The sequence below is a fragment of the Robertmurraya korlensis NBRC 107688 genome (genome assembly GCF_001591645.1).
GTDB lineage: Bacteria > Bacillota > Bacilli > Bacillales > Cytobacillaceae > Robertmurraya_A.
Map to the genome: position 1 here is coordinate 72,432 of NZ_BCVH01000003.1, position 25,952 is coordinate 98,383.

The 25,952-nt window shown below is 40.0% G+C and carries 24 protein-coding genes, 1 other RNA gene and 1 pseudogene; 20 read left to right on the top strand and 6 right to left on the bottom strand.

Translation table 11 applies throughout. From position 1 onward, the window contains the following. Window positions 1-178: 178 nt before the first annotated feature. The 5 genes from nikA to BKO01S_RS06885 are packed head-to-tail and all read left to right on the top strand — an operon-like array spanning window position 179 to window position 5,067. Window positions 179-1,720 (top strand): nickel ABC transporter substrate-binding protein, encoded by a 1,542-nt coding sequence (gene nikA / locus BKO01S_RS06865; RefSeq protein ID WP_066050810.1) that lies wholly within the window; start codon window positions 179-181, stop codon window positions 1,718-1,720. Further along, window positions 1,720-2,667 (top strand): nickel ABC transporter permease, encoded by a 948-nt coding sequence (nikB, locus tag BKO01S_RS06870; protein WP_066050813.1) that lies wholly within the window; start codon window positions 1,720-1,722, stop codon window positions 2,665-2,667. The genes nikA and nikB overlap by 1 nt, the downstream gene beginning before the upstream one ends. Continuing rightward, the gene (nikC, locus tag BKO01S_RS06875; RefSeq protein ID WP_066050816.1) at window positions 2,664-3,512 is read left to right on the top strand and encodes a nickel transporter permease; all 849 of its coding nucleotides are present in this window, start codon (window positions 2,664-2,666) and stop codon (window positions 3,510-3,512) included. Before nikB ends, nikC begins: the two co-directional genes overlap by 4 nt. Continuing rightward, complete coding sequence (locus BKO01S_RS06880; RefSeq protein WP_066050818.1) at window positions 3,509-4,309, top strand: ABC transporter ATP-binding protein; 801 nt, start codon at window positions 3,509-3,511, stop codon at window positions 4,307-4,309. Before nikC ends, BKO01S_RS06880 begins: the two co-directional genes overlap by 4 nt. After that, window positions 4,306-5,067, top strand: a complete 762-nt coding sequence (locus BKO01S_RS06885; RefSeq protein WP_066050821.1) for an ABC transporter ATP-binding protein — start codon at window positions 4,306-4,308, stop codon at window positions 5,065-5,067. Before BKO01S_RS06880 ends, BKO01S_RS06885 begins: the two co-directional genes overlap by 4 nt. Window positions 5,068-5,109: 42 nt before the next feature. Here the strand turns inward: BKO01S_RS06885 and ssrS are convergent. Both ssrS and BKO01S_RS06895 read right to left on the bottom strand, forming a co-directional pair. After that, a non-coding RNA gene (gene ssrS, locus BKO01S_RS06890) (6S RNA) lies at window positions 5,110-5,306 on the bottom strand. 100 nt (window positions 5,307-5,406) lie between these two features. Beyond that, on the bottom strand, window positions 5,407-6,816 hold the full coding sequence (locus tag BKO01S_RS06895) for a phospholipase D-like domain-containing protein (protein WP_066050824.1): 1,410 nt from the start codon (window positions 6,814-6,816) through the stop codon (window positions 5,407-5,409). A gap of 264 nt (window positions 6,817-7,080) precedes the next feature. Here BKO01S_RS06895 and BKO01S_RS06900 point away from each other — a divergent pair, with 264 nt between their 5' ends. The 6 genes from BKO01S_RS06900 (at window position 7,081) to BKO01S_RS06925 (ending at window position 11,921) form a co-directional block, all read left to right on the top strand. Beyond that, a complete protein-coding gene (locus tag BKO01S_RS06900; protein ID WP_066050827.1) occupies window positions 7,081-8,655 on the top strand; it encodes a histidine kinase N-terminal 7TM domain-containing diguanylate cyclase in 1,575 nt (524 codons plus the stop codon). A gap of 300 nt (window positions 8,656-8,955) precedes the next feature. Continuing rightward, complete coding sequence (locus tag BKO01S_RS06905) at window positions 8,956-9,534, top strand: hypothetical protein (protein ID WP_066050830.1); 579 nt, start codon at window positions 8,956-8,958, stop codon at window positions 9,532-9,534. Window positions 9,535-9,664: 130 nt separating this feature from the next. Continuing rightward, window positions 9,665-10,702: a TolB family protein gene (locus tag BKO01S_RS06910; protein ID WP_066050833.1), complete on the top strand. Its 1,038-nt coding sequence runs from the start codon at window positions 9,665-9,667 to the stop codon at window positions 10,700-10,702. Between the two features lie 89 nt (window positions 10,703-10,791). After that, window positions 10,792-10,971: a hypothetical protein gene (locus BKO01S_RS06915; RefSeq protein WP_066050836.1), complete on the top strand. Its 180-nt coding sequence runs from the start codon at window positions 10,792-10,794 to the stop codon at window positions 10,969-10,971. 183 nt (window positions 10,972-11,154) lie between these two features. Beyond that, a complete protein-coding gene (locus BKO01S_RS06920; RefSeq protein WP_066050839.1) occupies window positions 11,155-11,508 on the top strand; it encodes a DUF4181 domain-containing protein in 354 nt (117 codons plus the stop codon). A 197-nt stretch (window positions 11,509-11,705) separates the two neighbouring features. Then, window positions 11,706-11,921, top strand: a complete 216-nt coding sequence (locus tag BKO01S_RS06925) for a hypothetical protein (protein ID WP_066050841.1) — start codon at window positions 11,706-11,708, stop codon at window positions 11,919-11,921. Window positions 11,922-11,948: 27 nt separating this feature from the next. On the opposite strand, the gene BKO01S_RS23840 is transcribed toward BKO01S_RS06925, so the two are convergent. After that, on the bottom strand, window positions 11,949-12,062 hold the full coding sequence (locus BKO01S_RS23840; RefSeq protein WP_198158776.1) for a VOC family protein: 114 nt from the start codon (window positions 12,060-12,062) through the stop codon (window positions 11,949-11,951). 431 nt (window positions 12,063-12,493) lie between these two features. Between BKO01S_RS23840 and BKO01S_RS06930 the strand changes: the two genes are divergently transcribed. The 8 genes and pseudogenes from BKO01S_RS06930 to BKO01S_RS25170 form a co-directional block, all read left to right on the top strand. Then, the gene (locus tag BKO01S_RS06930) at window positions 12,494-14,257 is read left to right on the top strand and encodes a sigma-54-dependent Fis family transcriptional regulator (RefSeq protein WP_066050845.1); all 1,764 of its coding nucleotides are present in this window, start codon (window positions 12,494-12,496) and stop codon (window positions 14,255-14,257) included. Window positions 14,258-14,419: 162 nt separating this feature from the next. Further along, window positions 14,420-15,319 carry a 4-hydroxy-tetrahydrodipicolinate synthase gene (dapA, locus tag BKO01S_RS06935; RefSeq protein WP_066050848.1) on the top strand — a complete coding sequence of 300 codons (900 nt, stop codon included), beginning with the start codon at window positions 14,420-14,422 and terminating at the stop codon, window positions 15,317-15,319. Window positions 15,320-15,364: 45 nt separating this feature from the next. Further along, entirely contained in the window at window positions 15,365-16,528 is a 1,164-nt protein-coding gene (locus BKO01S_RS06940) for an iron-containing alcohol dehydrogenase (RefSeq protein ID WP_066050851.1), read from the top strand. Between the two features lie 9 nt (window positions 16,529-16,537). Continuing rightward, the gene (locus BKO01S_RS06945) at window positions 16,538-17,872 is read left to right on the top strand and encodes a four-carbon acid sugar kinase family protein (RefSeq protein ID WP_066050854.1); all 1,335 of its coding nucleotides are present in this window, start codon (window positions 16,538-16,540) and stop codon (window positions 17,870-17,872) included. Further along, window positions 17,820-18,824: a 4-hydroxythreonine-4-phosphate dehydrogenase PdxA gene (gene pdxA / locus BKO01S_RS06950; RefSeq protein ID WP_066050856.1), complete on the top strand. Its 1,005-nt coding sequence runs from the start codon at window positions 17,820-17,822 to the stop codon at window positions 18,822-18,824. Before BKO01S_RS06945 ends, pdxA begins: the two co-directional genes overlap by 53 nt. Window positions 18,825-19,144: 320 nt before the next feature. Next, window positions 19,145-20,311, top strand: coding sequence for a sialidase family protein (locus tag BKO01S_RS06955; RefSeq protein ID WP_066050860.1), 1,167 nt, complete (start codon window positions 19,145-19,147; stop codon window positions 20,309-20,311). Between the two features lie 445 nt (window positions 20,312-20,756). Beyond that, window positions 20,757-21,983, top strand: coding sequence for an SLC13 family permease (locus BKO01S_RS06960; RefSeq protein ID WP_269748503.1), 1,227 nt, complete (start codon window positions 20,757-20,759; stop codon window positions 21,981-21,983). A 4-nt stretch (window positions 21,984-21,987) separates the two neighbouring features. After that, a pseudogene (locus BKO01S_RS25170) lies at window positions 21,988-22,083 on the top strand (hypothetical protein); the annotation flags it as partial. 282 nt (window positions 22,084-22,365) lie between these two features. On the opposite strand, the gene BKO01S_RS06965 reads toward BKO01S_RS25170, so the two are convergent. From BKO01S_RS06965 to BKO01S_RS06975, 3 genes are all read right to left on the bottom strand, one after another. Continuing rightward, window positions 22,366-22,590 (bottom strand): helix-turn-helix domain-containing protein, encoded by a 225-nt coding sequence (locus BKO01S_RS06965; RefSeq protein WP_066050866.1) that lies wholly within the window; start codon window positions 22,588-22,590, stop codon window positions 22,366-22,368. 10 nt (window positions 22,591-22,600) lie between these two features. Beyond that, on the bottom strand, window positions 22,601-23,077 hold the full coding sequence (locus BKO01S_RS06970; RefSeq protein ID WP_066050868.1) for a DUF2975 domain-containing protein: 477 nt from the start codon (window positions 23,075-23,077) through the stop codon (window positions 22,601-22,603). 229 nt (window positions 23,078-23,306) lie between these two features. Then, window positions 23,307-24,818, bottom strand: coding sequence for a glycine betaine uptake BCCT transporter (locus tag BKO01S_RS06975; protein WP_066050871.1), 1,512 nt, complete (start codon window positions 24,816-24,818; stop codon window positions 23,307-23,309). A 350-nt stretch (window positions 24,819-25,168) separates the two neighbouring features. Here BKO01S_RS06975 and uppS point away from each other — a divergent pair, with 350 nt between their 5' ends. Next, a complete protein-coding gene (gene uppS, locus BKO01S_RS06980) occupies window positions 25,169-25,930 on the top strand; it encodes an undecaprenyl pyrophosphate synthase (protein WP_066050874.1) in 762 nt (253 codons plus the stop codon). Window positions 25,931-25,952 lie beyond the last annotated feature (22 nt).

Here is a 25,952-nt window from a genome sequence, read left to right on the forward strand (position 1 = left end):
GAAAGGCTGATTTCAAATGAGAAATCAGCCTTTTACCTATGAATTAGAAGGTAACAACAGGAGATATATTAGTAACTTTCTAGTTTTTCATTGTCAAATCGGAATCATTTCGATATAATACAAATCATAATGATTACGATTATAAAATATAATGACCGAGAAGGAGATTAAATTGATTATGAATCCCCATAAATACATAAGAGCTAGCTTTTTCAAATTAGCTATCCTATTGGTAGGTGTCATCTTGTTAAGTGCCTGCACAAATTCTTCTCAGAGTACAGTAAATGAAAAAGGTAAGCACATAAGTTTTCTTTACAATTTCTCTACGAATTCTCTAGATCCTCATGTTGACTCAAGCTACGTTCCACTAAGAGCTGGGATAACAGAAACGTTAGTCAAATTAGACGAAGATAACTTAACGATTGCCCCATGGCTTGCAGAAAGCTGGGAAGGGGAGGACGGTAAGAACTGGACGATTCATCTTCGTCAAGATGTCACGTTCCATAATGGGAAGAAGATGGATGCGGTAGCAGTGAAAGCTTCACTTGACCGAGCGCTACAGGAGAGTGTAGCGATTCAAAATGCATTGAAAATCGAGTCCATTGAAGCAGAAGGGTATACCTTGAACATCACTACGAAAGAAGTGTTTCCAGAATTCGTATCTGAACTAGTGAATCCAAATGTCTCTATTATCGACGTATCAGAAAAAGATATAATTAATAAACCAATCGGTACAGGCCCATTTGCTCTTGAGTCCTTTACACCGGGAAGTAAGCTAGAGGTTAAGAGATATGCTAAGTACTGGGATGGAGCTTCGAATCTTGATTCCGTCACATTTGCTTTCAATGAGGATGCAAATGCTCGTACCCTTGCGTTGAAGTCTGGACAAGTGGATATTGTGTACCGTCCAGAGGTAGAAAGTTTAGAGTCGTTACGTGCCCAAGAGGGAATCAAGGTGGAATCAACATCAACCTTCCGTGTGCATCAAATGACGATGAATATGGAACGCAAAAGCTTGAAGGACGTCAATGTACGTCGTGCGGTGGATGCATTGATTGACCGCCAGAAGATTGTTGATACGATTCTTCTAGGGTATGGGGAACCAGCAGTCGGACCATTTTTACCATCCCTACCATTTGCTCCATCGTATGAGAAAAGTGAATCAATGACGGCTGTTACGTATTTAGAGGACGCTGGGTATTCACTAGTAGATGGAAAAATGCAAAAAGATGGGGATCCACTAACATTTACCCTATTAACCTATAGTGCGAGAGCGGATTTGCCATTAATTGCGCAAGTATTCCAATCGGATGCGAAACGAATCGGAATTGACGTGGAAATTCGTCAAATTGATACTCCTGAGGAATACATGGCGTCAAACCGTGATTGGGATTTAGCCACATATAGTAACTTAACGGCTCCACGTGGAGATGCAGGCTACTACTTAAATGCCACGTATCACCCAACTGGTGCTCTGAACTTTAGTGGTGCGGAAGAGCCTGAACTCACAAAAATCATTGATCAACTGAATCAAACGGTTAGTCAAGAAGAACGAGCTGAGCTCGCGGAGCAGGCAGCGGATTTTGTTCATAACAATGTGATCAATTCATTTGTCCTGCACCCATCCACCATTGTGGCTTATGACGAAAACAAAGTGAAAAATTGGGTAACGACACGAAGTGAATATTACATGATTACGAACGAGTTGGATGTGAAGTAATGTTCCGAATTGTCACAAGAAAATTCTTTGAAGTAGTAGTGTTTGTCCTATTTATTACATTTGTTAGCTTTTTGTTTGTTCGAATGGCACCTGGTGATCCTGTATTGACGATTTTGAATGTGGATGAGCTATCTGTTAGTCAGGAGCAAGTAGAAGCGCTAAGAGAGGATATGGGGTTTAATAAACCAATACTCGTCCAGTATGGATTATGGCTAATGAATTTTATTCAGTTTGATTTTGGGTTGTCCTATGCTACAGGGCAACCCGTATTGGATATGATTCTAATGGGCTTACCTGCCACTATTGAATTATCGGTCGGTGCATTGGTCGTCATGTTACTGGTATCTATCCCGCTAGGCTCTTTGTCTGCTCTTTATCGAAATAGCTGGATTGATCAAATCAGTAGGGTCTTATCCATTCTTGGTGCGGCGATTCCAAGTTTTTGGCTTGGTCTTATATTTATTGATCTATTCGGTGCACGTCTAAATATCCTTCCGACCATGGGAAGAGATGGGTTGATCTCATTGATCTTGCCATCATTGACCCTTGGTCTTGCTATATCAAGCGTATACGTACGTTTGCTTCGTTCTAGTTTGCTAGATTCTCTTAGCCAGGAATTTATTCGAGCGGCCAGAGCTCGAGGATTATCGGAAACGAGGATTTTTTTCGCTCATGCATTTCGACACAGCCTGCCCCCCGTTATCACGGTCTTTGGTGTGAGTTTAGGCAGCTTAATCGGTGGTGTTGTGGTCATTGAAGTATTATTTTCGTATCCAGGGATAGGGAAGATGGTGGTTGATGCCATACGTCAACGTGATTATCCACTCATCCAAGGATATATTTTAATCATGGCCATCGTTGTTTTCTTAGTAAATACATGTGTGGATATTTCCTACCGATATTTAAATCCAGAAATGAAACTAAAAGAAAGGGAGATGAACGAATGACAGGATTGTCCATACGTTTGCCGAGGGCGAAAAAAAACAGAATCCAAGCGGGTATAGCCTTGTTAGGTGTCGTCTTCTTTTCGGCAGTATTCATTTATACGTTTTTATATTTACGGCATGATCCAGTCTTAACCGATCTCGATCGACGTCTTCTTGGAATGAGCTTACAGCATCCACTCGGAACCGATCAGCTCGGTCGAGATGTATTGACAAGGTTATTATTAGGTGGTCAACAGACCCTAGGGTATAGCTTGCTGGCATTGATGGTAGCCCTTTTCATTGGCGTTCCTTTTGGCATTATATCTGGATATAAACGAGGGCTCGTTGACCGGGTGTTTATGAGAATTGGCGATGCATTTTTATCTTTTCCTGATACCATTGTAGCGATTGTTCTTAGTGGATTAATGGGGCCAGGGATCGGTAATTTAGTTCTGGCAATTGTGTTGGTCAAATGGGTAAGCTATGCCCGTCTGGTACGTAGTACGGTATTATCGGAATCCCAAAAGGATTATGTGTTAATTGCTCGGATCAACGGACTATCTTCAAGAAAAATTATGCGAAAGCATTTGCTTCCCCATGTAGTAGGGCATGTTCTTGTTCTCGCAAGTCTTGACCTTGGGAAAATTATACTGCTTATTTCTGCCTTTTCCTATATTGGACTGGGTGCGCAGCCTCCCATGCCTGAATGGGGAGCCATGTTAAATGACTCACGGCCTTATTTTCAGTCTAGACCAGAATTAATGATCTATCCTGGTTTAGCAATTGTAAGTGTTGTGTTATTAACCAATATGCTGGGCGATTATTTACGGGATCGTTTTGATGTAAAGAAAGAGGTACAGCAATGATATTATCACTGGAGCAAGTATCCATTGGAACGAGAGAAAAGAAAATTGTGGACAATGTGTCGCTTTCCATCCGTGAAGGAGAGTGGTATGCACTAGTGGGACAAAGCGGAAGTGGAAAAAGCTTACTCTCACAGGCCATTGGACGTATGCTTTCACCTAATTTGCAGGTGGAGGGAAAAATCATTTTTAACGATCATGATTTACAATCCTTATCACCCAAAGAAATAAGGGCGATTCGTGGCCAAAAGCTTGCGTATATTTTTCAAGATTATCAGGGGTCTTTTACCCCTTTTCGAACCATCGGTCAGCATTTTCATGAGTACCAGAAGGCGCACGGGAATCGTGATTCGAAAAGTAGGAAAGCGAAGACCATTGAAGCGCTTGAATCAGTTGGTTTAGATGAAACGTTATACAAAAGATATCCTTTTCAGCTAAGTGGGGGACAGCTTCAGCGCGTTTCTATCGCATTGGCCCTATTATTATCACCTGATTTGATTATCGCTGATGAAATTACGACCGCTCTTGACAGTGTATCCGGGCATCGAGTGCTAGAGCTACTTGCTAAGCGACAAAAAGAAACAGGTTGTACGATTTTGTTTATTACTCATGATTGGCGTCATGTGAGACGTTATGCAACACGCTTAGCGGTCATGAAGAATGGGAAAATCGTAGAATCAGGCGGAAAGCATCGAATTCTAGACCATCCACAACACGAATATACGAAACAGTTAATACAGGCAGCACCGATCTTACAACGGGGACTTCCATCAGGGCTAGAGGAGGTAGGAAGTGTATGAGTTTACTCGTAGTGGAAAATCTAATGAAAACATTTCCTGGAGGAAAGACGGCAGTCAACAATCTTTCCTTTCACCTGGGCAAGGGAGAATGTCTTGGCCTTGTCGGAGAAAGTGGCTGTGGGAAAAGTACATTAGCACGGTGCTTACTACGGATTGAATCCGTTGACAGTGGTTCAATCTATTTAAATGATATAGCGATAGAAAGAATGAACGAGCGCAAGTTATATCCTCATCGGAAAAAAATTCAAATCGTATTTCAAAACCCGACAGCCGCATTAAATCCAAAGCTGAAAATAAAAGACTCCATCATTGAACCTTACGAACAATATAGGAAGGAACTAACCCTTAGCCATTTTTCCTATACATCAAAGGAAGCATTTATCGGGCAGCTTCTTGAAGCGGTGGAACTCCCGTCACATATAGCGAATCAATATCCGCATGAACTAAGTGGGGGACAAAAGCAGCGTGTAACGATTGCTCGTTCGATCAGTATTGAGCCAGATCTCATTGTGCTAGATGAGCCGACCGCAAGCTTAGATGTGATTTCCCAGGGGGCCGTACTCAATCTTTTAACCGAGCTTCGTGAAACCTTACATCTTTCTTACTTGTTTATCTCACATGACCTTGCTGCCGTTAACCAAATGAGTCAAAGAATCATGGTTATGAAAGATGGGGAGATTGTCGATCAGTTCAACCAAGAACAGCTATTTAGTGCAGATCGCCATCCTTATACAAAAGAACTGATATCCATTTTCTAATGAAAAAAACCAGTCTCCGGTGGGAAACTGGTTTTTTCCATATGTAGTGCCGCATTTGCCGTATAAAGGTATAAGAAAGTTTTAAACCACCACTCCTCAAAGTGGGTGTTCGCAGAAACATTCTTGCGTGTCCTCCTTGTCATATAGACGAAGGCTTGTCATTCGTGTTTCAATGTTAAACTCCCTATTACAGCTTAAAGGTTAAAACTTTATTATGAATACGAACAATGCAGCTCATGTATTTATCTTACTATTTATTATGTCCGGAATCAATGGTAATCATTCCGCGAACTTCCTCTAACTTTCACTTGATGGATTCATGAGGTCTTTAGAAGAGACTCATAATAAATGCTGAAATAAACCGGTTATATAGGAGAGTGCTTTTATACCGAATGATTTAACCCGACTGACTTTACCTGGCTTTACATGGGGATCCTCTATATACGACTGATCCTTTGCTACCTTTAAGCTCTTTTTAAAATATTGGTTCATTTCCTTCTCGAGATTTGTGGTGAAGTCCACACTATCAATGACAACCATGGATTCGGTATTTATATAAGCGGACCTCGCATCCACATTAAATGCTCCAATCGCACTTAATCGATCATCAAAGATAAATGTTTTGGCATGTATGGAGTCTGGACCTTGATATTCCCATACATTTAAGCCCTCGTTTACCATACTGTTGATATGCTTAATATGTCCGGAATAGGCCATCACATTGGCTGTCGATGCCATAGAGTTGGTTAAAATCGTTGTCTTTTCCGGAGGTACTTGTAACGAATTGATATAGGTGCGCATAGGTTTCGTTGGTATCACATAAGGACTTTGGATGAGTAAAGACTTTTTCGAGTTCTTCATGAGATTCGTTAAATCATACCATGCCCAAGGCTCTTTATTAAATCTTTGTATAGGGTTATGAATAAAAGTGACTTTTTTTGTAGGAAGAGACATCTTCACCCAGTCATAATAAGTATTAAATAATTTTGTATCCGTTTTTTTCAGGTTCTCTAGTTTCTGTTTTAATTGGTGAGTGGCTTCTGTTGCTTTCCTTTGTTGACGTGTGGATAGCTTATCTAAAGGCACCTTTGTAATGGGATGGTCCCAGACTTCATTAAAGTAGCCTTCCATTTGGTTTAACACACTGTTTTCCTTTGTTTTTGGATCCGTATTAATAATGAGAACATCTCGGTCATACGTAGGGTTTTTTTCACCTTCTTGAACAAAATAACGATTTCCGATATTTCTTCCGCCGATCAGTGCGTACTTATTGTCGACCACAAAGATTTTATCATGCAGTCGATTATTCCATGTCCAAGGGAGTAACGGGTTGAAGGGTTCATAAAATTTTACCTCGATATTGGGATGATTGAGTAAAGCATATTTGAGATCCTTTAGACCAAATCTAAGGCCATGAACGATTCCATCCAAAAGGATCCGTACCTTTACGCCACGATCGGCCGCATCGAGAATCATTCCGAAAATAAGATCGGTAATATACCCTTTATGAATCGAATAATAGGCGATATCAATAGACTCTTGGGCATTTTCCATTAAGTTAATACGGGTGACCCCTGAGAACGTTTTTTCCTCCAGGAGAATGACGCGATCCTGGGAGGCCTCATTCCCATAGAATCGTTCCACTTTATGTTGTTCTTTATAGCTACTGCTAACCTCTGGATGGTTATAGTTAAATATTACAGCGGCGAATATTGTAATATACAATAGATAAAAGACGAGAATGATCATAAACGCTCTCCTAACTTTTTTTATTCGAATGACCCTCCTTTCTCACACCTGAAATGCCTAATAATTGTTACTAGTTTGTTCAATAGTTTCTACAATATGAACGGAGGAGAAAAAAACAATCCGTTGGGTTTGTGAGTGGGCGGATGTGACTTGCTTTCAGAATAAATCAGGACTAATTACACTACTTGATTTTGAAAAATCACGACATTTCTCATTCATTTGTGCTAAATTATAGGAATACTACTTTCTAAAGAGGGAACACAGGTGAATTCAGAACTAACGGCTTATATTACTCTTATATGTACATCCAGTGTATTAAACTTGTTTCTATTTTTTTACGTGTTTTTTAATCGTCACAAATACACGAATATCGCAAGGATGTTTCTTCTATATACGGCAGCGACAACGATTTATTGTTTAGGGGCTGCCTTTGGCATGATGGCAACAACTCTTGAACAACTCAAGTTTTGGACAACGATTCAATATGTCGGCATGCCATTTTCTCCACCATTGAGCTTATTGTTTACCATGCAGTTTTTAGGCATGAAAATCACGAAAAAAAGGTGTATCGCTCTTCTTACGATTCCGTTTATTAGCATGGTGATGGTGGCTACGAATGACTGGCATCATCTTCATTATCGAGTATTCGAAGTGGATCCTGTCCTAGGAGCGCCTTTTATTCATTTGGAAATTGGTCGATGGTATGTGGTTCATGGCATTTTCACCTTCTCGTGCCTGTTTGCCGGATTTATCCTCATACTTGCTCATTGGAAGGAAACCTCCAAAGCGTATCGTCCTCAATTAATTGCTCTTATGTGCGGGCAATTAGTCCCGATGATCACCGCTTTTGTCTATTTGATTGGGTTAACACCAGCAGGGGTGGACCCGGTACCAATGGTCAGATGGCTTGCGACGCTCTTTTATTTATGGGCTATAGGTTCCTCACGCCTGTTTACGATCATGCCTATAGCAAAAGATGAGATCTTTAATAGCATGAATGATGGGGTCATGGTGTTAGATGATTCCAATAGATTAATAGAGTTTAACACAGCGTGTAAAAAGATGTTTCCACCATTGAATACAGCTATGTATGGGACCGACCTTGAACAGGTTTGGCAGGGTCTGTCGGGAACAGCTATTTCTTTTAAACTAGACGCTACCGAGCATTATCAGGAAATAGAGGTGCCTACTGGTGAGGATTCACAGCGTATCTACCAGGTGCGTACCACCTTGTTGCAGAATTCGAAAAATAACAAAGGATTATTGATACTTTTTACCGATATCACAGAGGTCAAACGGCTACAGGGTCAGTTGGAGCAACAAGCGTATTATGACGAACTCACCCAAATTTATAATCGTCGTGCATTTTTTCATAAAAGCGAACAAGACTTTGCAAAAGCCATGAAGGAATCGAGTGTTTATACGGTGATCTTAATGGATATTGATTATTTTAAAAAAGTGAATGATACCTATGGCCATTATGTAGGTGATCAATTACTCATTCATGTCGCAAAAGCTTGTCAAACCCAATTACAGGAAGGTGACATCTTTGCCCGATATGGCGGGGAGGAATTTATTTTCTCTCTAAAGGGGAGGTCGGCCTTAGAAGGGGAAGTGTTAGCCAATCACATTCGTAGCTGTATAGAAGCTCACCCCTTTAAATGGAAGGAAGGAGAGATTCCTGTTACGGTAAGCATGGGAGTAGCTGAAGTCACACATGAGACAGGGACGACATTATATCAGCTTCTGAATCAAGCGGACAAAGCCTTATATTCGGCGAAAGAGAATGGACGTAATCAGGTTCAGGTTTATGTAGAACACTCTCTTGTGCGAAGATGATAATTGGGAAAAGTTACAATTGGAAAGAACGTACCTATTAGAGGAATGTCAGGTGATTTTATTCACCTGGCATTTTTCTTTCTCCTAGCTCCTATCCATTCATGTTAAAATATTCCTATAACTACATGCTTTTGAGGAGTATGTATGCGAAAACCAAAACGCTCGATCAAACAGTTAAAAGAAAACGCATCCCGCATTTTACCGATCGTAAGGAGCCGGGATGGTCATAAATCAGGCCTTTGAGTCCTATTCCAATGAGCCATACAACTGAAGGTGATTGATAAATGGGGAGGCGATTCCGTGCGTAAAGGTTTTTTTGTATGTCTAGTGATATTGGCAGCCATAGGACTCAGTCGCTGGGCTCTCGCTTCTGATTGGGAATTCGGTACATTCGACGATTTTGAAGAAGCATTACAAAAAGGGATCCCGCATCAAGTGAACCATATTGTTCATAAGGAAAACTACGACGGTGTAACCATTGTTATGTATACAACATTTCCCGATCAAGAGGAACTACCCCTCGCGGACTATGAGGCCCTCGCTGTTGCATTCTTTAAAGGAAACGACAAAGAAGGGTGGGAAAGCATTGGCCAACATGGATGGAGTCACTATGAGAACGAGAATATGACACTTTATAGTGAAGCTCTTCGTGACTACGACCATAAAGGTAATACCCTTCATGATTTTTACGTGGTGTTTGGAGAAATAAATAACCCCAATATTGTAACAGTGGAAACAAAAACACATGAGGAAGAAACCTTTGAGGAAGCAAAAATCATATCGAGCAATGGATTACGATACTACTTCCAAATAGGAAGAGAAATGATTGTTAGAGGTCTATCGGGTAATGGAGAGGTGTTAGACAGGCAAGGTGGATAAGATCCTGAAGGGAAGGACCTATGAAATTAAAAAGTTTTCTTATTAGGCGTGGAAATAGAATGACAGAAAGTCCAATAGACTCAATCTCCTCGATGGAGTCTAAAAATGCTAAGTAAACAAAGGAGAGAACATGAGAAGAAAACGAACGTTGGGAAGTTTAATCGTCGCTACAACGATTTTATTTGTATCGACTCTAGTATTTACCTTTTTTAGTCAGGATGACCCTTATAGGTTCTTCGTTGGACTTGGAAATAAGTTTGATATCTCGCCGAATGACGAGAAGGTGCTAATTTCTTATTATTTAAACGGAGATAAAGATATTTATGAGGCCGATGTGAATGGGGAAAATGTACAGAAGCTGGTTGATGCCGGGAAGGCGAGGCTCCATAGCCCAAAATATTCTCCAGAAGGGGAAAGGATTTTGTTTCTCTCCTCTCATTCGGATGGCATTAATTCACTTATGATGGCACATCGCGACGGCAGCAATCAAAAAAGGTTGAGTGAGAAGAATATGCATGTATCCGAAGCGGTATTCTCTGCTGCAGGGGACACTGTTTTTTATACAGCCATCCTTGAGGAGGATTTTCGGAAAGCTGAAGGCGAGACAAAGGAAGGGCTAGATTTATATTCTGTGAGCATCACCGGTGAAGACAATAAGCAATTAACCGATAAGAACCACTTTACGATGAACGCGCTGTCCATCTCGCCAGCCGGGGATCAAGTGTTTTACCATTTATATAATGGGAATCGGGAACAATTCACCTCTTATTCCCTTGAGACAGGGACAGAGAGTCCTGCTGATGGTTCCAGCCTTCTGCCAGTCGAGGCCTATTCGACGGTGGTTTCTCCGGACGGAACAAAGGTTGTTTATACATCCATCGCCGAAGAGTCGCGAAACAGCTCATTATATGAATATGATTTATTTTTGATGGACGTTGCGTCAGGAAAAAAGGAAAGAATGACAAATTTGAATACATCCGTTATAGCTCCCATGTTTTTTCACAAGGAGGAACGAATCGCTTTCCTGGAAAATACGAACTGGCCGGGGTCTCCTGAAAAATATGAATTTATGATCCAAGACGTACGAAATAAGGAATTGGATTATGTTACGTTCCACATGCCGCCTGAATCAACGCTCAACGTGTCCTATCCGTTATTTCAAATGTAGCGAATGGCCAAACTGCAGCGGGGCTCTATATCCTGCTTATAATTCTAGTAATCACCTATCTTTCATATTTCCACACTTCCAGAAGGTATTTGCCTGCAAAAGTGAATCTTGCCCTTGTTGGTGTAGGCGTAGTAATCACGATTGCTTTAACTTTTGGTGAGAATCCATGGATGGGAATGGCCTTCGGCGGTTTAACAGCATTTTTCTTAGGTGCATCAATTGTGGCATTTTTATATACGTTTATACTTGGCCGTCTAGGAAAAAAATAGAAAATTTGTAATCTCCTTTCAGGGAAACGAAAGGGGGTTCTTTTTGTGGTTTCATTTAGTCGCTTTACTATTAAGGTTTGAGCTATGAATCTTGTAGGATTGTTACCCTCTTAGTATCAAACTATGTAATTAGATGGTAATATTTAGTTAAATAAAATAAAGTCTAAAAGGAGTTTCACTTTTATGAAAATCCTCGGGTTTTTTGCGTTGTTTTTTTTGTACGATTGGATACTGAATCGGTATCTACGTAAAAAGTTGCAGATTGAGAAGACTCCCTGGGCCATTTACAAACCGTTGAACGCTACTCAGAAATGGCTAGAACGGTCCTTATTAATTGTGCATTTCATTTTACTATTGTTTATCGATGATATATTTCTATTAACCATCCTCTTTTTTGCTTTGTTACACAGTCTACGAGCATTTATAAAATGGAAATATGAAAAAGAAAAAAAGACATTCGTGTTGACGTTACTTGCAGTCTTTAACATTCTGTTATACGGAACCATCTTTCTGATTTTTAGAGATACGATTGCCTAGTTGTATTCTCTATAACTGAGGTTTGTATATATAACAATAACAATGAGTTTAAGGAAAGGAATGAAACGGTGTCTTTCTACCTCGTCAAGTGATCGTCTAGGTAGTAAATTCAATTTTAGGGGATGAATAGAGTTGTTTGTGGCTGTAATCAACAGGTTTAGTTAATAGTTAATTAAATTAGAAAGGGTGACACCATATTGGATAAAATCAAAGCATTACCTGAAAAGATGTCATTTACGATAGGCTTAACTTTAGTAGTAGGTAGTGGAGTATTGTTATTCTTGTTATCACTATTTTTCCCTATTGGTAATTGGACTACGATGATAGTTGCAGGTATTATTTTTGGAATTGCTTTCTTATTTATAGCGAATGCGGCCGATAAAAGACATTCACGCACTGATAAGAAAAAGTAAGCCTAACAACCAAACAAAACAACACACTCAGAGAGGCTGTCTCTGAGTGTGTTGTTCCCAATAATAGTCTAGTTCCTCTTGTGTCTCACAGTTGATAATCAGCGAGATCGCTTCAGAGAATGTATATTTTGGCCCCCCCATTTAACGCGACAAATGTGATTCCGTCCAATTCAAATCAACCGTCATGACCGCTCCTTCTATGTACTTTCGTGCCGTTCATTTGCCAAAACCTATTTTGTAATCCTTTTTTGTCATACATTAATGAAAAACCCTCTACTTAACCGGGCCTATCTCTCTAATTGATGTTTTCATGATATGACTCCATCCATTTGCTTTGATCTCACAATGTTTGGCTATGAGATCGAACATTGAAACACTTGCTCGTCATCCTTTTTTATTTTATCTCAAAAAAATGGTTAGCCTTCGTGATTCGAGAACGTCCTGTGGGACTTTGTGGAACTTGGAACGTATCATGTGATTTGCTAAAATGATTTAATAAATAAACAGTTTGATTTTTTTCTGATATAGTAAAGATAAAGATTGTTTAATAATGCAACAGAAGGTGATGTTAAGTGAAGGCTTTGTCGATCGCCCCCTATGAGGGGTTAAAAGAATTAATCATAGAATTAGGACGTAATCAAGATTTTGAAATACATGTGGAGGTTGGAGATTTAGAAAAAGGGGTTGAGCTCGCCAGTCGGGCAGCAGATCAGGGGTTTGATATTATTATTAGCCGTGGGGGAACGGCAGAACTCATCCAAAAGAAAGTATCCATTCCTGTTATTGAAATTGAAGTTTCCGGATATGATATGCTCCGAGTGTTAACCCTTGTAAGAGACTATCCTGGTAAGGCCGCGATTGTCGGTTTTCCACCCATATCGGAGGGAGCAGCAACTGTTAGTCAACTACTTGAAATGGATATTTCCCACTATGTTATTTCAAAAGAGGAGGAAGTAAAACCAACTTTAAAGCAGTTGCTTGAAGAGGGATATGAAGTGATTATTGGTGATGTCATTACCGTGAAGGAAGCAGAAAACCTTGGATTGAATGGAATATTAATTACTTCTGGAAAAGAAAGCATCCTAAAGGCTTTTCAAAGTGCTAAAAAAATGCACAATTATTTTTCCATTCTTAGAGGAAAATTATCGATTGCGCAACAAATTCTTCAAGTAGAAGAAGAAGGCTTCGTGGTGTTTGACACAACATTTAATCATGTCTATTCCAATACATATTTCACTGAACAATTAAGCAAAACCTTTAAGGCTTCAATCAAGACTGAAGATGCAGTGACAGAAGTTATGGCAAAAGGCGAATATACAACTTTAATTGAAAACAACAACGTTTTTTGGAAGGTAAAGGGGACCCAATTACAAGGATTTGAAATATCACTGGTTTTGTTTCGATTACAAAGAGTGGAATCCAATCACAAAAGGCTTTCCGATGGTATAAACATTATTTCTTCACTGATGAATTCTAGCCCGATCAAATCTTCTTTTATAAAAAGTAACCAGATGAAAATGGTTATACAAACAGCCGAAAAATATAGTGAAAAAGAAGAATCGATCTGGATCAGCGGCGAAAAAGGAACAGGGAAGGAAAAATTAGCTCATTATATCCATTATCGCAGTTCCAAACGCGCCTTTCCCCTAGTGACCATTAATTGTTCTCTTTTAACGGCAGAACAGTGGAACTTGTTGTTGAATGAAGAAGAAGGCCTGCTTGCATCTAATGATAATGGAACAATCTTTCTCAAAAGTATCGATTCCATTGCTTTATCCAATCAGAAGGAATTGTTGTCCTATCTCAAAAAGAATAATCCAAAGTCACGCATGATTGTGTCATCAAGTGAGAATATTTTGACCATGATTGAAAGCGGTGTCTTTTTAAATGATTTGTATTATCTGCTGGCCCAATTGACCTTAAGTATTCCGCCGTTATCCAAGCGAAAAGAAGATATTGATCATATTGCTCGTATTTTTATTAATGAGTCGAATACAAAATACGGGAAACAAATTGCCGGGATTCGGAATGAAGCAATCGAGGAGTTAGAGAATTATAGTTGGCCGGGAAACATCACCCAATTGAAACAAGTGATAAATGAAACGGTACTGTTAGCAGATGGACCTTTTATTGAAAGAGAAGATATCAATTATATTTTAAAAACAAAGGTAAAGGAAACGGAAATGACACAGCTGGATCTAACGGGTACTTTAGAGGAAATCGAACATAGAATCATCAGGCAGGTTTGGCTGGAAGAAGGGATGAATCAAACCAAAACAGCTGAAAGGCTAGGGATTAACCGAACCACTTTATGGAGAAAATTAAAGGAACTGTAGATAAAAACATCAAAACTGTTTCAAATTTAAACAGTTTTGATGTTTTTATTATTTTATTAAAGATAGTAGTTGTTAAAATAAACAGTATGATCTATAATTCAACATGTAAGCGATATTATAACTGTTTCAAAAATAAACAATTAAATAAGAAGGTGTAAGGATATGGAACTAAAAGGAATCATTCCAGCTATGTTGACTCCATTAACGATGGAACAAAAAGTCAACGAATCTGTTACAAGACAATTAACAAATCATTTGCTTGATTCAGGTGTACATGGCCTTTTCATTCTTGGAACAAACGGGGAATTTCAATCATTAAATACCGAGGAAAAATTAAAATTTGCTAGGATTGTCATCGAGGAAGCAAAAGGAAGAGTACCTGTAATCGTTGGTACGGGTGGTATTAGCACAGAGGAAACGATTGATTTATCACAGAAAATGAAGCAGCTTGGCGCGGATGCTTTATCCTTGATCACTCCGTTCTTTATATCACCATCACAGGAGGAAATGGCCGTTCATTTCGAAAAGGTAGCTGAGAGTACTTCCCTACCGATTCTTCTATACAATATCCCGGCTAGAACAGGGGTTCATCTTGAGCCTGAAACCGTTGCACGACTAGCTAAAGTGCCAAATATTGTGGGAATCAAAGATAGCAGCGGCAACTTTGCCAACATCGAGAATTACATCCTTGCTACAAAGGAAGAAGATTTTTCCGTTTTTGCCGGTACAGATTCTTTGATTCTCCAAACCTTACAGGCAGGAGGAAAAGGAGCAGTTGCTGCGACAGCCAATATGGTTCCGGATGTGGTGGTTGCAATTTACAACAACTGGTTAGAGGGAAATATAGAAGCGGCGGAGGAAAAACAGGAAAAATTACAGCCTCTTCGTGACACCTTTAAATATGGTACCTTGCCTTCTGTATTAAAGAAAGCGGTAGAACTTTATAGTGTTCCAGTAGGTCCGCCCAAAATGCCCGTATCTGAGATATCTGGAGATGCGCTAGTGAAGGTCGCAGAAATGGTGGAATGGTATAAACAACAAAAAGTATCGCTGGTTAAATAACGATAGGGAAACCACAACATAACGGAATTAGAAAGGTGGATGGACATGCAAACGATTTATCAATTTCAAACCGCACAGAATATTGTAGCAGGACCAAACTCACTCCAGTTACTTGGAGAAAAATTGCATTTACTGGGAGTGGAACTGACATCCGCACTGATCATTACACAGCCGACGATGGTGGATTTGGGCTTTGTCGAACAAATCGTTAGTCAATTGGCGGCGAAAGGAATTTCGGCTGATACGAATACAAATATTCTGCCAGAACCTACATTAGAGAACATTGAACAAGTATTTGAAGAAGTGGCAAATAAGAATTACGATGTATTGATTGGTATTGGCGGGGGGAGTGTTCTTGATACGACAAAAATTCTCTCCGTGTTAAAAACAAACGATGCGTCGGTTGAGCAGCTTTTAGGAACTGACCTTGTGGCGAAAGCAGGGGTCCCAACGATTTTGATTCCAACCACTTCAGGAACTGGTGCAGAGGTTACTCCAAATGCGATTGTCACCCTGCCGGACCAAGAATTAAAGGTTGGTATTGTAAGTAAGTATTTACTTCCAACCCTTGTGATTCTTGATCCTGTTCTTACATTAAAATTACCTAAGCCAATTACGGCTGCAACAGGAATGGATGCTTTTACTCATTCTTTAGAATCCTTTATTTCAACAAAGGCAAATCCAATCAGTGATATGTTTGCGTTAGAGTCGATCCGCTTAATCTCTTCGAGTATTGTGGAAGCGTATCAAAAGGGAGAATCGATCGAGGCAAGAGAAAAAATGTTGGTAGGGTCTATGTATGGCGGGATGGCATTAACAAGTGCAGGAACAGCTGCCGTACATGCTCTGGCTTATCCTTTAGGAGGAAAATATAAAATTCCTCATGGTGTGGCAAATTCTATGCTCCTTCCACATGTCATGAAATACAATATGGATGCAATAACGGACCGATTGGCTTTAGTTGCTGAGCCTATGGGAATCAGCGTTCAGGGTCTTTCCAATAGCCAGTTGGCAGAAAAAGTGGTGGAAAAAATCATTGAGTGGACCCATGTGTTGGAAATCCCTCAAGATCTTAAAAACTATGGTGTTAAAGAAGAAGAAGTGCCGGAAATTTCTGTGTCAGCCTCTCAAGTCACCCGTTTATTAAATAATAATCCGAAAAAATTAAGTTTAGCAGATATTGAAGCGATTTATCGCCAACTGCTATAATTCCAGATTATGAGAATATCAGTCATTTCGGATGATTTAACGGGGGCAAGTGATTGCGGGGGGCAGCTAGTCCGTTTTGGTTTAAAGGTGTCCGTTGTGGTGCAGGAACATTCTAAAAAAATGAATGACTATGACGCAGTTATTTACAATACAGACAGCCGCTCAGTTACCGGGTTTGAGGCTTACGAAAGAGTGAAAAAGGTATGTGACACGATCAAATCAGGAACAGTTGACTTGGTCTATAAAAAGATTGATTCGACCATGAGAGGGAATATTGGGGAGGAAATCAATGCTATCTATGATTCTTTTGCCCCGGATTTCGTGATTATTGCCCCTGCCTTTCCGGTGAATGGGCGTAAAGTCATCAATGGGATTCATTATCTGAATTCCGTTAAATTGGAGAATACCGAGGTGGCAAAAGATCCAAAAACACCTGTCAGGGAGTCAGAGATTAAAAGATTAATAGAGAATCAATCGAAGCAGAAGGTAGAGCATATTTCTTTCCGAGAGATTCATCAAGGTTATGACACGATCATGGACAAACTGGTTTCATGTAAGAACAATCAGATCTCTTACATTACGGTTGATTCTGCTCAAGAGTCCGATTTGGAAAAGTTAGTAGAGTTGATTCACCAGACCGACTTCTCCGTCGTTTGGGTTGGTTCTGCCGGGTTAATGAATTATTTACCGGAGATTTACGGGATGAAACAAGTCCAAAAAACGCTTCCTCTTCCTATTCATCGTGAACCTGTTCTCTTGGTTGTTGGTAGTGTTAGTGCAACAGGGAGGTCCCAGCTGCAGCATCTTTTGAACTATTCGGATACGGTTGGATTGGAAATGGACTCGGCAAAAGTTTTACAAGACGAAGATGTAAAGGCTATGGAATTGACGCGAATCCTGTCTGGCGCTAAAGAGGCCTTTTTGCAAGGGAAAAATGTAGTGTTATACTCTTCGAATAATGTGATTGAAACCCGTAAAATGGGAGAGCAACTGGGATATGATTCGGTTAAAATCAGTAATATCATTTCAATGGTATTAGGTGAATTTGCGTCAGAATTGATCCGTGTTCATGATTTAAAGTATCTATTTTTAACTGGAGGAGATACCGCTCAGCAAGTGTTCCTTAAATTACATGTGAATGAATTTATTTTACTGGACGAAGTAGAATCCGGTATCCCGCTTGGCCGGGTATTCACTGACAAAGAGTTATTTATTGTCACTAAGGCTGGAAACTTTGGCTCTAAGGAAGTCATGTTGAAAGCCGTTTATAAACTTCATGGGAGGGAATATGATGAAGCCGATTATAGGGATTACCATGGGCGACGCCGCAGGAGTGGGGCCTGAGATCATCGTGAAAGCCTTGGGGCATCCAGCTGTTTACGAAATGTGCAGACCAGTTGTGATAGGTGATGCGAAAATGATAGAAAGAGCCATTCGTATCACTCAATCACCATTAACCGTTACGGCGGTTGCATCTGTCACTGAAAGCAAATTTGACTTAGGCAGAATTGATTGTATCGATCTGGATTTACTACCTGCTGACCTGCCTTTTGGAGAATTATCACCACAAGCGGGAGATGCTGCCTTTCAATATTTGAAGACGGCTGTTGAACTGGCAAAGAGTAAGGAGATTCAATCGATCTGTACCGCACCATTAAATAAAGAAGCCCTTCACAAGGGAGGGCATCTATATCCGGGACATACTGAAATCCTAGCAGAGTTAACGGAAACGGTAGATTATTCGATGATGTTATCTTCACCCAAATTAAAGGTCATCCATTTGACCACACATGTTGGTCTGATTAAAGCGATTCAGTCTATTACTCCAGAACGGACGTATAAAGTGGTGAAGCTTGCCCACGAAACATTAACACGTGCGGGCTATACAAATCCAAGAATCGCGGTTTGCGGAATTAATCCACATGCCGGTGAAAATGGCATGTTTGGAGAAGGGGAAGAGGAAGAAAAACTAGTTCCTGGAATTAAGCTAGCGATGGCTGAAGGAATAAATGTAAGCGGTCCACACCCTGCAGACACTGTGTTTTTCCGAGCGGTTCGTGGTGATTTTGATCTGGTTGTTGCCTGTTATCATGATCAAGGCCATGTGCCAATAAAGGTATTAGGTTTGGAAGAGGGTGTGAATATCACGGTTGGTTTAAATGGTGGGGTTATTCGCACCTCTGTAGACCATGGAACTGCATTTGATATTGCCGGGAAGAATATAGCTGACGAGAGAAGTATGCTAGCAGCCATCCAATCTGCTGCTGATTTATCTCCAAAAGAAGTGTTCAAATAAGAATTAGGGTATTCATTATGTAAAAAGAGTTTTAAGGGGGCTTAAAGAAGAATTTTTCGTGTAATGTGGATGGATTTTAGGTCATTCGAACATTTAGCACGTAGGAATCATCTTAAGTTCCCCGAGAACACACAGACCATGCGTTTCGGAGCTGAAATCTCAATCAAAGCTTTTCCAAAAAAAAGTTTATACAAAAATGTAACCCCTTACTAATAAGAGATAAAGGTTTGTAGAGAGCTATTTAGAGAAGCTCCCAGAGGTTAAGATAGTAATTAAGATAGAAATTTAATTAGAAAGATAAGGTGATTAGGGTGATTAGTATGAGTAATAATAAATTAGTAGTTAACAAGTCAATTCCGAACGGTAAATTATATCATGATGACTATACAAATATTGATTTTTCTTTGATTCCATCTGGCCCTTTTCCAACCGCACATGCCCCAACGATTACTAAGTTAGACGATGGAGATTTATTATGTGCATGGTTTGCAGGTTCATTTGAAGGTAGCCCTGATATTTCAATTGTATTATCTAAATTTAATCATGAATCAGGGGAGTGGAACGAACCGAAAATTATCTCTAAGGATGATACGCGTAGTGAGCAAAACCCATCATTTTTCCACGCACCTGATAAATCAGTATGGTTAATCTATACTTCTCAGGAAGGTCGACAACCAGGTAAAGATAATATGCAGTATACGTCCATTATTAAATATCAGAAAACATACGACAATGGTAAAAATTGGACGGAACCAGAAGTATTATTTAGTCAGCCTGGTACTTTTGTTCGACAAACGATTCAAATATTAAGTAATGGAAGATGGATATTTAGCACGTGGGTATGTGAAGATTCAGAATTAGGTCTTACAAATGATCCTACCGTATTTCAAGTATCTGATGATGAAGGACGAACATGGAAAGAAGTACGCATGCCTGAAAGTAACGGACGAGTCCATGCCAATGTGATCGAATTAGAAGAAGGTCATTTAGTGGCATTTATGAGAAGTAGATTTGCGGATTATATTTATAGAAGTGAGTCATCGGATTATGGAGATTCTTGGACAGTGCCTGAGCCAACCATCCTACCAAATAATAATGCAAGTATAAGTGCCATCAAACTGGATAACGGTGCAATTGCTATTGCATATAATGCAAGCTCCGCTAATAATCCAGAAAAAGGTAAAGTAGCATGGCCTGGATTAAGAAACCCGGTAGTGGTTTCAGTGTCTGAAGATGGCGGAAATACCTGGCCAATCGGTCGAATTATTGAACATGCAGAAGGTTTCATTGGAGCAGAGAACAAAACGAATAATTCACAATTTGAATATCCAACTATTTATCAAGATGCACAAGGACGTTTGCATTTAGTATACGCCTATAAGAATAGAATCTGTGTGAAATATACTAGTTTTTCAGTTGAAGATATATATGGTGAAAAACGTGAAAATGAAGGGGTTTACAATCCTACTTCTGGAGAAATAAGTTAGAGATTAAGTGATCACATAATGATATTTGATCGTCTCATTCAGAGTATGGGGTCAGTCCATAAAGATAATGGTCATCTGGTTGCTTGTAAGCGTACCCGTGAGGATGATCGTATTCACCACAGTTAGTCCTTCGACTAGGACGAGACTTGGAGGCTGACTCCATTCCCACACTATTACTCTAGCATGATTGTGCTGCGTCTACGAGGGTTGAAGTGCAATCGCCTACATTCCTACTTACATACCAGATCCACATCCAGGCAAAGTTGCGTGGGGAAGAATAGAGAGTAGGAATGATAACTCAACAGCTGCTCAGGTTCTCTAATAGATCTTGACAGTTTCAAAATGATAGCAAAGTGTCAGCCCTTAAGAGAGAGAGGAGAAACAGAAAATGACAATGGAAATGATTCTTGCCCTTGGTATCTTAATTCTGATGATTGTACTGATCATGTCAGACAAAATGGCATTCGGCGCACCACCAATCCTTGCTTGCCTTATGCTAGTCGTCGTCGGTCTGTCCACTGTTCAGGAGGCTTTCGCAGGCTTCGTGAACCCAAGCGTTATCATGATCGCTGGCTTTATGGTTGTTATGGCGGGACTAATGAAGACTAGATTGATTGGAAAGGTTCAGTCCTCTATGCTCGCGTTGGTAAATAAGGGCGGTTATAAGAGTTATGCTCTTTTGCTCGTGGTAGTTATGCTTGGTGCCAGTTTAGTAGGCTCTGGATCCACTGGTTACTATGTACTGATTCTATCTTTAATATCTACTATCCCTTACAATAAAAAAATGCCTACGTCCAAGCTGATGATGCCTTTGGGGTTTGCTACTAACCACCCTTTGCTTCCTTTCAATGTAGCACTCTTCTATGGTGTTACTGTCAGCGTACTGGAAACGGCAGGTTATACCGGCGGACTGTCAATGTCGAAATTTGCTATAGTGAATTTCATCTTGGCTCTTGGATTCTTGGTATGGAGTTTGGTTGCTTATCGTCTTCTACCTGATCATCCAATAACGGAAGCTTCTGAATATGATGAGGTGGCGGCTACGACTGAGATTGAGGTTTTGCCTGCGTGGAAAGAATACTCTACCATCGCTGTATTTATCATCAGTGTTGTTGGTATGATGCTTATGAGCGTGATAGGTAATGCTGCCTTTGTAATCCCAGGCCTTGCAGGTGCATTCTTACTAATCATCAATGTACTTGACTTCAAGGAAGTTCGAGATAATATGGGTGCACCTGTAATCCTTATGATGGCTGGTGTGATCGGTGTTGCTGACGCTCTAGCTAACTCTGGATTTACAGTGATGATCGGAGATGTTGTGGCGAATTCATTAGGTAATAATGTAAGCCCATTCATTCTTATCTTCATCTTCGCACTTCTAACCAGTACCTGTGCTACTTTTACTGGTTCTAATATGGGTTCTGTATTCATCTTTGCGCCAATAGCTATTGCAACAAGCATGAGTTTGGGACTTAATCCTGTTGCTGCCGCAACTGCAGTTGTCATATCAGGATGGAACGGCGGTTATATGCCAGTCGATGGTATGCCGGCTATGATTTTAGGCATGGGTAAATATAAGCTTCCGCAGTTCTGGTTGTTCTCAGTACCTATGTACCTATTCCGTATTCTAGCGCTATGTATAGGAGCTATGATTATGTTCCCTGTAAGCTAATAAAGTGATAGAAGGAATAGTTCGCTTAGCTAGTCAGTTGGGTTTACCAGCATTTATCTATGACTGCAGGGGACTAGCACGTTTTTTGAAAGCGAATTCAGAGAAATATCTTAATAATCCCGAACGAATTAGAGTCTTGGGGAACTCTGCTGGTGGACACAATGGGAGCGGTGGCGTTTGCTGCAGGAGTTCTCTTCATTGTTACAATCGTGCAAATCCGATACTCTGATGATTTATCGCAATAGATCAGCAGGGTAAGATAAGGGATTTCCGCGAATGAGGGTTGAAATGATTATGGGTACAAAAAAAGGATTGAAAGAGATGTGTTATCTTGCTCATCAATCCTTTTTTATATGTTACGGGGGAGTTAATATCAAGAAGTCTACGATTCTTGATTCTCCTCATCACTTCGATACTCCAAAATATCCCCTGGCTGACAATCCAATGCCTTACAAATGGCCTCTAAAGTGGATAATCGAATGGCCTTGGCCTTGCCATTTTTTAAGATCGAAAGGTTTGCCATCGTGATGCCAACTCTCTCTGATAGTTCCGTTACGCTCATTTTCCGCTTTGCCAACATTACGTCAATATTAATAATAATCGCCATTGTATTCACCTCAGACCGTTAGATCGTTTTCTGATTTGATATCAATTGCTTCTTGTAACAGTCTCTGAAGAACCGCAGCAAAGACGGCGATGACCAAGGAAGCAAAGGTAGGGACCATTCCCATGAGAATAAGACCTGGTGCATCATCTATTTCTGCGACGATATAAACAAAGGGCAGAATGATTACATACAAACCACTGAATGCGATAGCACAGAATTTGATCGTTTGTAGTGCTTTCACCGACAATTCAGAGAAAGCTTGGTTCTTGTCAATGAAGTTTAACAGCTTAAACGCCTGATACAAAGCCCCGAAAAACGGAATCACTGATGCATACATACCTACTAGTATCGGATATAGGATATGGTCAAAATCAGCATTAAATGGATGCTTAGGTAGCCAAGTCAGCCCAAAAATCCCTAATGCAAGTACAGGAACTCCAAGTAAAATAAGTGCCATTCGTAGAAATAGCGTTGACCCTCTTTTCATTATGAACACCTCGTTAATGTATTTTCATATTGATAATAAACTATTATTTATCGTTTTTCAATAAAAAAATGTTGTTTATTGAAAAAAATCTGGAATCAAGGAAAAGGTAAGGGGAGCATTGCTTTTTTAAAAGGAAGGAAGAATGGAAAGTAAGAGGTAAGCAATCATACAGAGGAATATTGAAAATAAAACAAACGACATAGCATGAGAGTCTATGTCGTTTGTTGTATTATGCCTTTCTTTTTTTAATCTGGCCAATCCCAAGTTGTCTCGCTTCTTCCCTTAACGCTTTTATGAGGCTGATGGTCATTAAAGCGATAATAATCGAAAAAGGCAAAGCGGCGATAATCATCATATTTTGTAGTGCTTGAAGACCGCCCGAGTAAAGGAGCGCTAGCGCGATAGCAGATAGCAAAATTCCCCAGGTGAATTTGATTTTATTTCCAGGATGGTGTGATCCATTGGTGGTCATCATCCCTAACACATAGGTTCCTGAATCCGCAGACGTAATGAAGAAGGACCCAATCAGTATCATGGCAGTGATGGATGCTACCATAGAAAGTGGATAATTGGCAAAGACGCCAAATAACGATTCTTCAGGAGATAAGTTAGATATAGTAGCGATCCCATTATGTTCGAGTGCAATAGCTGAACCTCCGAAAGCGGAGAACCATAGAAAAACAATAACGGAAGGGATCAGTAGGACAAAGAAAACAAATTCCCTAATACTTCTTCCCCTTGAAACACGGGCAATAAAGATTCCTACAAAGGGTGACCAAGCAATCCACCAGGCCCAATAAAAAATCGTCCAGGCATTGATCCAGCCACGAATATCTTCATTTAAAGGAGCAATTCGAAAGCTCATTTGTGGGAGCGTTTGAATATATGTACCAATCGAATGGGTAAATAAATTTAGGATAAATAACGTTGGGCCAAATAGAAACATCATCAAAAATAGCGCCCCGGCTAAAATCATATTCGCGTTACTTAATATCTTAATGCCTTTCCCAAGTCCAGACCAAGCCGATAGTAAAAATAGTACAGTAACAACGGCAATAATGATAAATTGCATCCAAATGGTTTTCGGTACGGCAAATAGATAGGCCAAGCCACCGTTGATTTGCATGGCTCCAAATCCGAGTGAAGCAGCCACTCCAAGAACCGTTGCTAACACAGAAAAGGTGTCAATCGCTTTTCCTGTCATGCCGTTCATCTTATCGCCGAATAGGGGCTGTAAGGTGGCACTGATTAAACCCGATTTATTATGCCTAAATTGAAAATAGCCAATGGCTAGAGAAACGATCGCATAGATACTCCAAGCGTGAATTCCCCAATGAAAAAAAGTAAAACGAAGGGCATCTCTCACCGCTTGATCGGTACCCACTTCGCCTGTAGGAGAACTAATGGCATAGTGACTAATGGGTTCTGATGTGCCGTAAAAAACAATTCCAATCCCCATACCGGCACTAAATAACATAGCAATCCAAGTGGGTGTAGAAAATTCCGGTTTTTCATCTTGCCTTCCCAGTTTAATCCGACCAACAGGTGAAATTAAAAAATATAAACAGATCACAAGAATGATACTGACTAGGATGAGGTAATACCATCCAAATGCATCAGTAAAGAAAGCTTGAATATTAGAAGTGACTTCCTCTAATTGATTAGGAATCGCCACTCCAGCAATCACGAGAATAGACAGTATAAATATGGAAATGTAAAACACCAAATACTCTTGTTTCATTGCATTAGCTCCTTCGTGTGTTACCGATTACTAGTAGTATTTGCTTTTTTATTTTTATGATGTAAAAAAGCAAGCAAGGGGTGATCTAAGAAGAAACGCTGCAGGAATTGAGCATTCCTTCAATACATGGGATGCTTTTTTAACTGAAATTATCGATAAAAATAATGTATAAAGGAATAAAAATTTATTGCAAAACGATAAATATTATGATAAATTTCAAAATGACAAAAACATTAAGATTTAAATAACTGATAAGAATGCAGATTCTTACTTTATGTATTTGCCTATTAACTAAAAGCAGTGGCCAATCCCTGGAATGGGAGAGACAACAACATTTCGAGAGGTGGAAAATGATCATGAAGAATCCTTTTCTTACTAATAAACAATCACAAGAATCCTTCGATTATTCGGATGGTCATACACCAGAGCATATCGCGATCATTATGGATGGGAACGGACGTTGGGCCGAGAAGCGTGGAATGCCTAGAGTGGCTGGTCATAAAGAAGGGCTTTCTACCGTCGTAAAGGTGGTCAAGATGGCTGTCAAATGCCAGGTGAAGATTCTGACTCTCTATACCTTTTCCACGGAGAATTGGAAACGTCCAAAGCAAGAGGTAGACACCATCTTGAGACTTCCAAAGGAATTTCTATCCGTCTACCTCCCAGACTTGATTGCGAATAATGTTCGAATTGAGGCAATCGGAGATTTAGAAAATCTTCCAGCACATACACGTGAAGCGATGCAGTTTGCCATCGACCGTACACGGGATAATAACGGCTTACTACTGAATATGGCCCTTAACTATGGAAGCAGAAACGAGATTCTACATGCGATGAAAGGTCTGCTAAAAGATATCAACGACTCGAATCAATCACTAGACGAACTTGATGAACAGCAGTTTTCAAACTATCTTTATACAGCTGGAATGAAAGAGCCTGACCTCTTGATTCGAACAGGCGGAGAAAAGCGGTTGAGTAATTTCCTGCTATGGCAGCTTGCCTACACAGAGTTTTGGTTTACCGATGTGCTATGGCCGGATTTTTCTGAGATGGAATTCCTTCGTGCGTTGAAGGACTATCGACAAAGAAAAAGAAGGTACGGTGGAATTTAAGAAATTTATTTCTACCTGTCAC

Bases quoted from the DNA above. Each gene is read 5' to 3' on its own strand.
- dapA (WP_066050848.1), top strand. From the start codon at position 14,420: ATGGAACTAAAAGGAATCATTCCAGCTATGTTGACTCCATTAACGATG.
- BKO01S_RS06970 (WP_066050868.1), bottom strand. From the start codon at position 23,077: ATGAAAAGAGGGTCAACGCTATTTCTACGAATGGCACTTATTTTACTT.
- BKO01S_RS06885 (WP_066050821.1), top strand. From the start codon at position 4,306: ATGAGTTTACTCGTAGTGGAAAATCTAATGAAAACATTTCCTGGAGGA.
- nikA (WP_066050810.1), top strand. From the start codon at position 179: ATGAATCCCCATAAATACATAAGAGCTAGCTTTTTCAAATTAGCTATC.
- BKO01S_RS06940 (WP_066050851.1), top strand. From the start codon at position 15,365: ATGCAAACGATTTATCAATTTCAAACCGCACAGAATATTGTAGCAGGA.
- BKO01S_RS06975 (WP_066050871.1), bottom strand. From the start codon at position 24,818: ATGAAACAAGAGTATTTGGTGTTTTACATTTCCATATTTATACTGTCT.
- BKO01S_RS06960 (WP_269748503.1), top strand. From the start codon at position 20,757: ATGTCAGACAAAATGGCATTCGGCGCACCACCAATCCTTGCTTGCCTT.
- BKO01S_RS06965 (WP_066050866.1), bottom strand. From the start codon at position 22,590: ATGGCGATTATTATTAATATTGACGTAATGTTGGCAAAGCGGAAAATG.
- uppS (WP_066050874.1), top strand. From the start codon at position 25,169: ATGATCATGAAGAATCCTTTTCTTACTAATAAACAATCACAAGAATCC.
- BKO01S_RS23840 (WP_198158776.1), bottom strand. From the start codon at position 12,062: ATGGGGGGGCCAAAATATACATTCTCTGAAGCGATCTCGCTGATTATC.
- BKO01S_RS06945 (WP_066050854.1), top strand. From the start codon at position 16,538: ATGAGAATATCAGTCATTTCGGATGATTTAACGGGGGCAAGTGATTGC.
- pdxA (WP_066050856.1), top strand. From the start codon at position 17,820: ATGAAGCCGATTATAGGGATTACCATGGGCGACGCCGCAGGAGTGGGG.
- nikC (WP_066050816.1), top strand. From the start codon at position 2,664: ATGACAGGATTGTCCATACGTTTGCCGAGGGCGAAAAAAAACAGAATC.
- BKO01S_RS06895 (WP_066050824.1), bottom strand. From the start codon at position 6,816: ATGATCATTCTCGTCTTTTATCTATTGTATATTACAATATTCGCCGCT.
- BKO01S_RS06920 (WP_066050839.1), top strand. From the start codon at position 11,155: ATGAAAATCCTCGGGTTTTTTGCGTTGTTTTTTTTGTACGATTGGATA.
- nikB (WP_066050813.1), top strand. From the start codon at position 1,720: ATGTTCCGAATTGTCACAAGAAAATTCTTTGAAGTAGTAGTGTTTGTC.
- BKO01S_RS06910 (WP_066050833.1), top strand. From the start codon at position 9,665: ATGAGAAGAAAACGAACGTTGGGAAGTTTAATCGTCGCTACAACGATT.
- BKO01S_RS06880 (WP_066050818.1), top strand. From the start codon at position 3,509: ATGATATTATCACTGGAGCAAGTATCCATTGGAACGAGAGAAAAGAAA.
- BKO01S_RS06955 (WP_066050860.1), top strand. From the start codon at position 19,145: ATGAGTAATAATAAATTAGTAGTTAACAAGTCAATTCCGAACGGTAAA.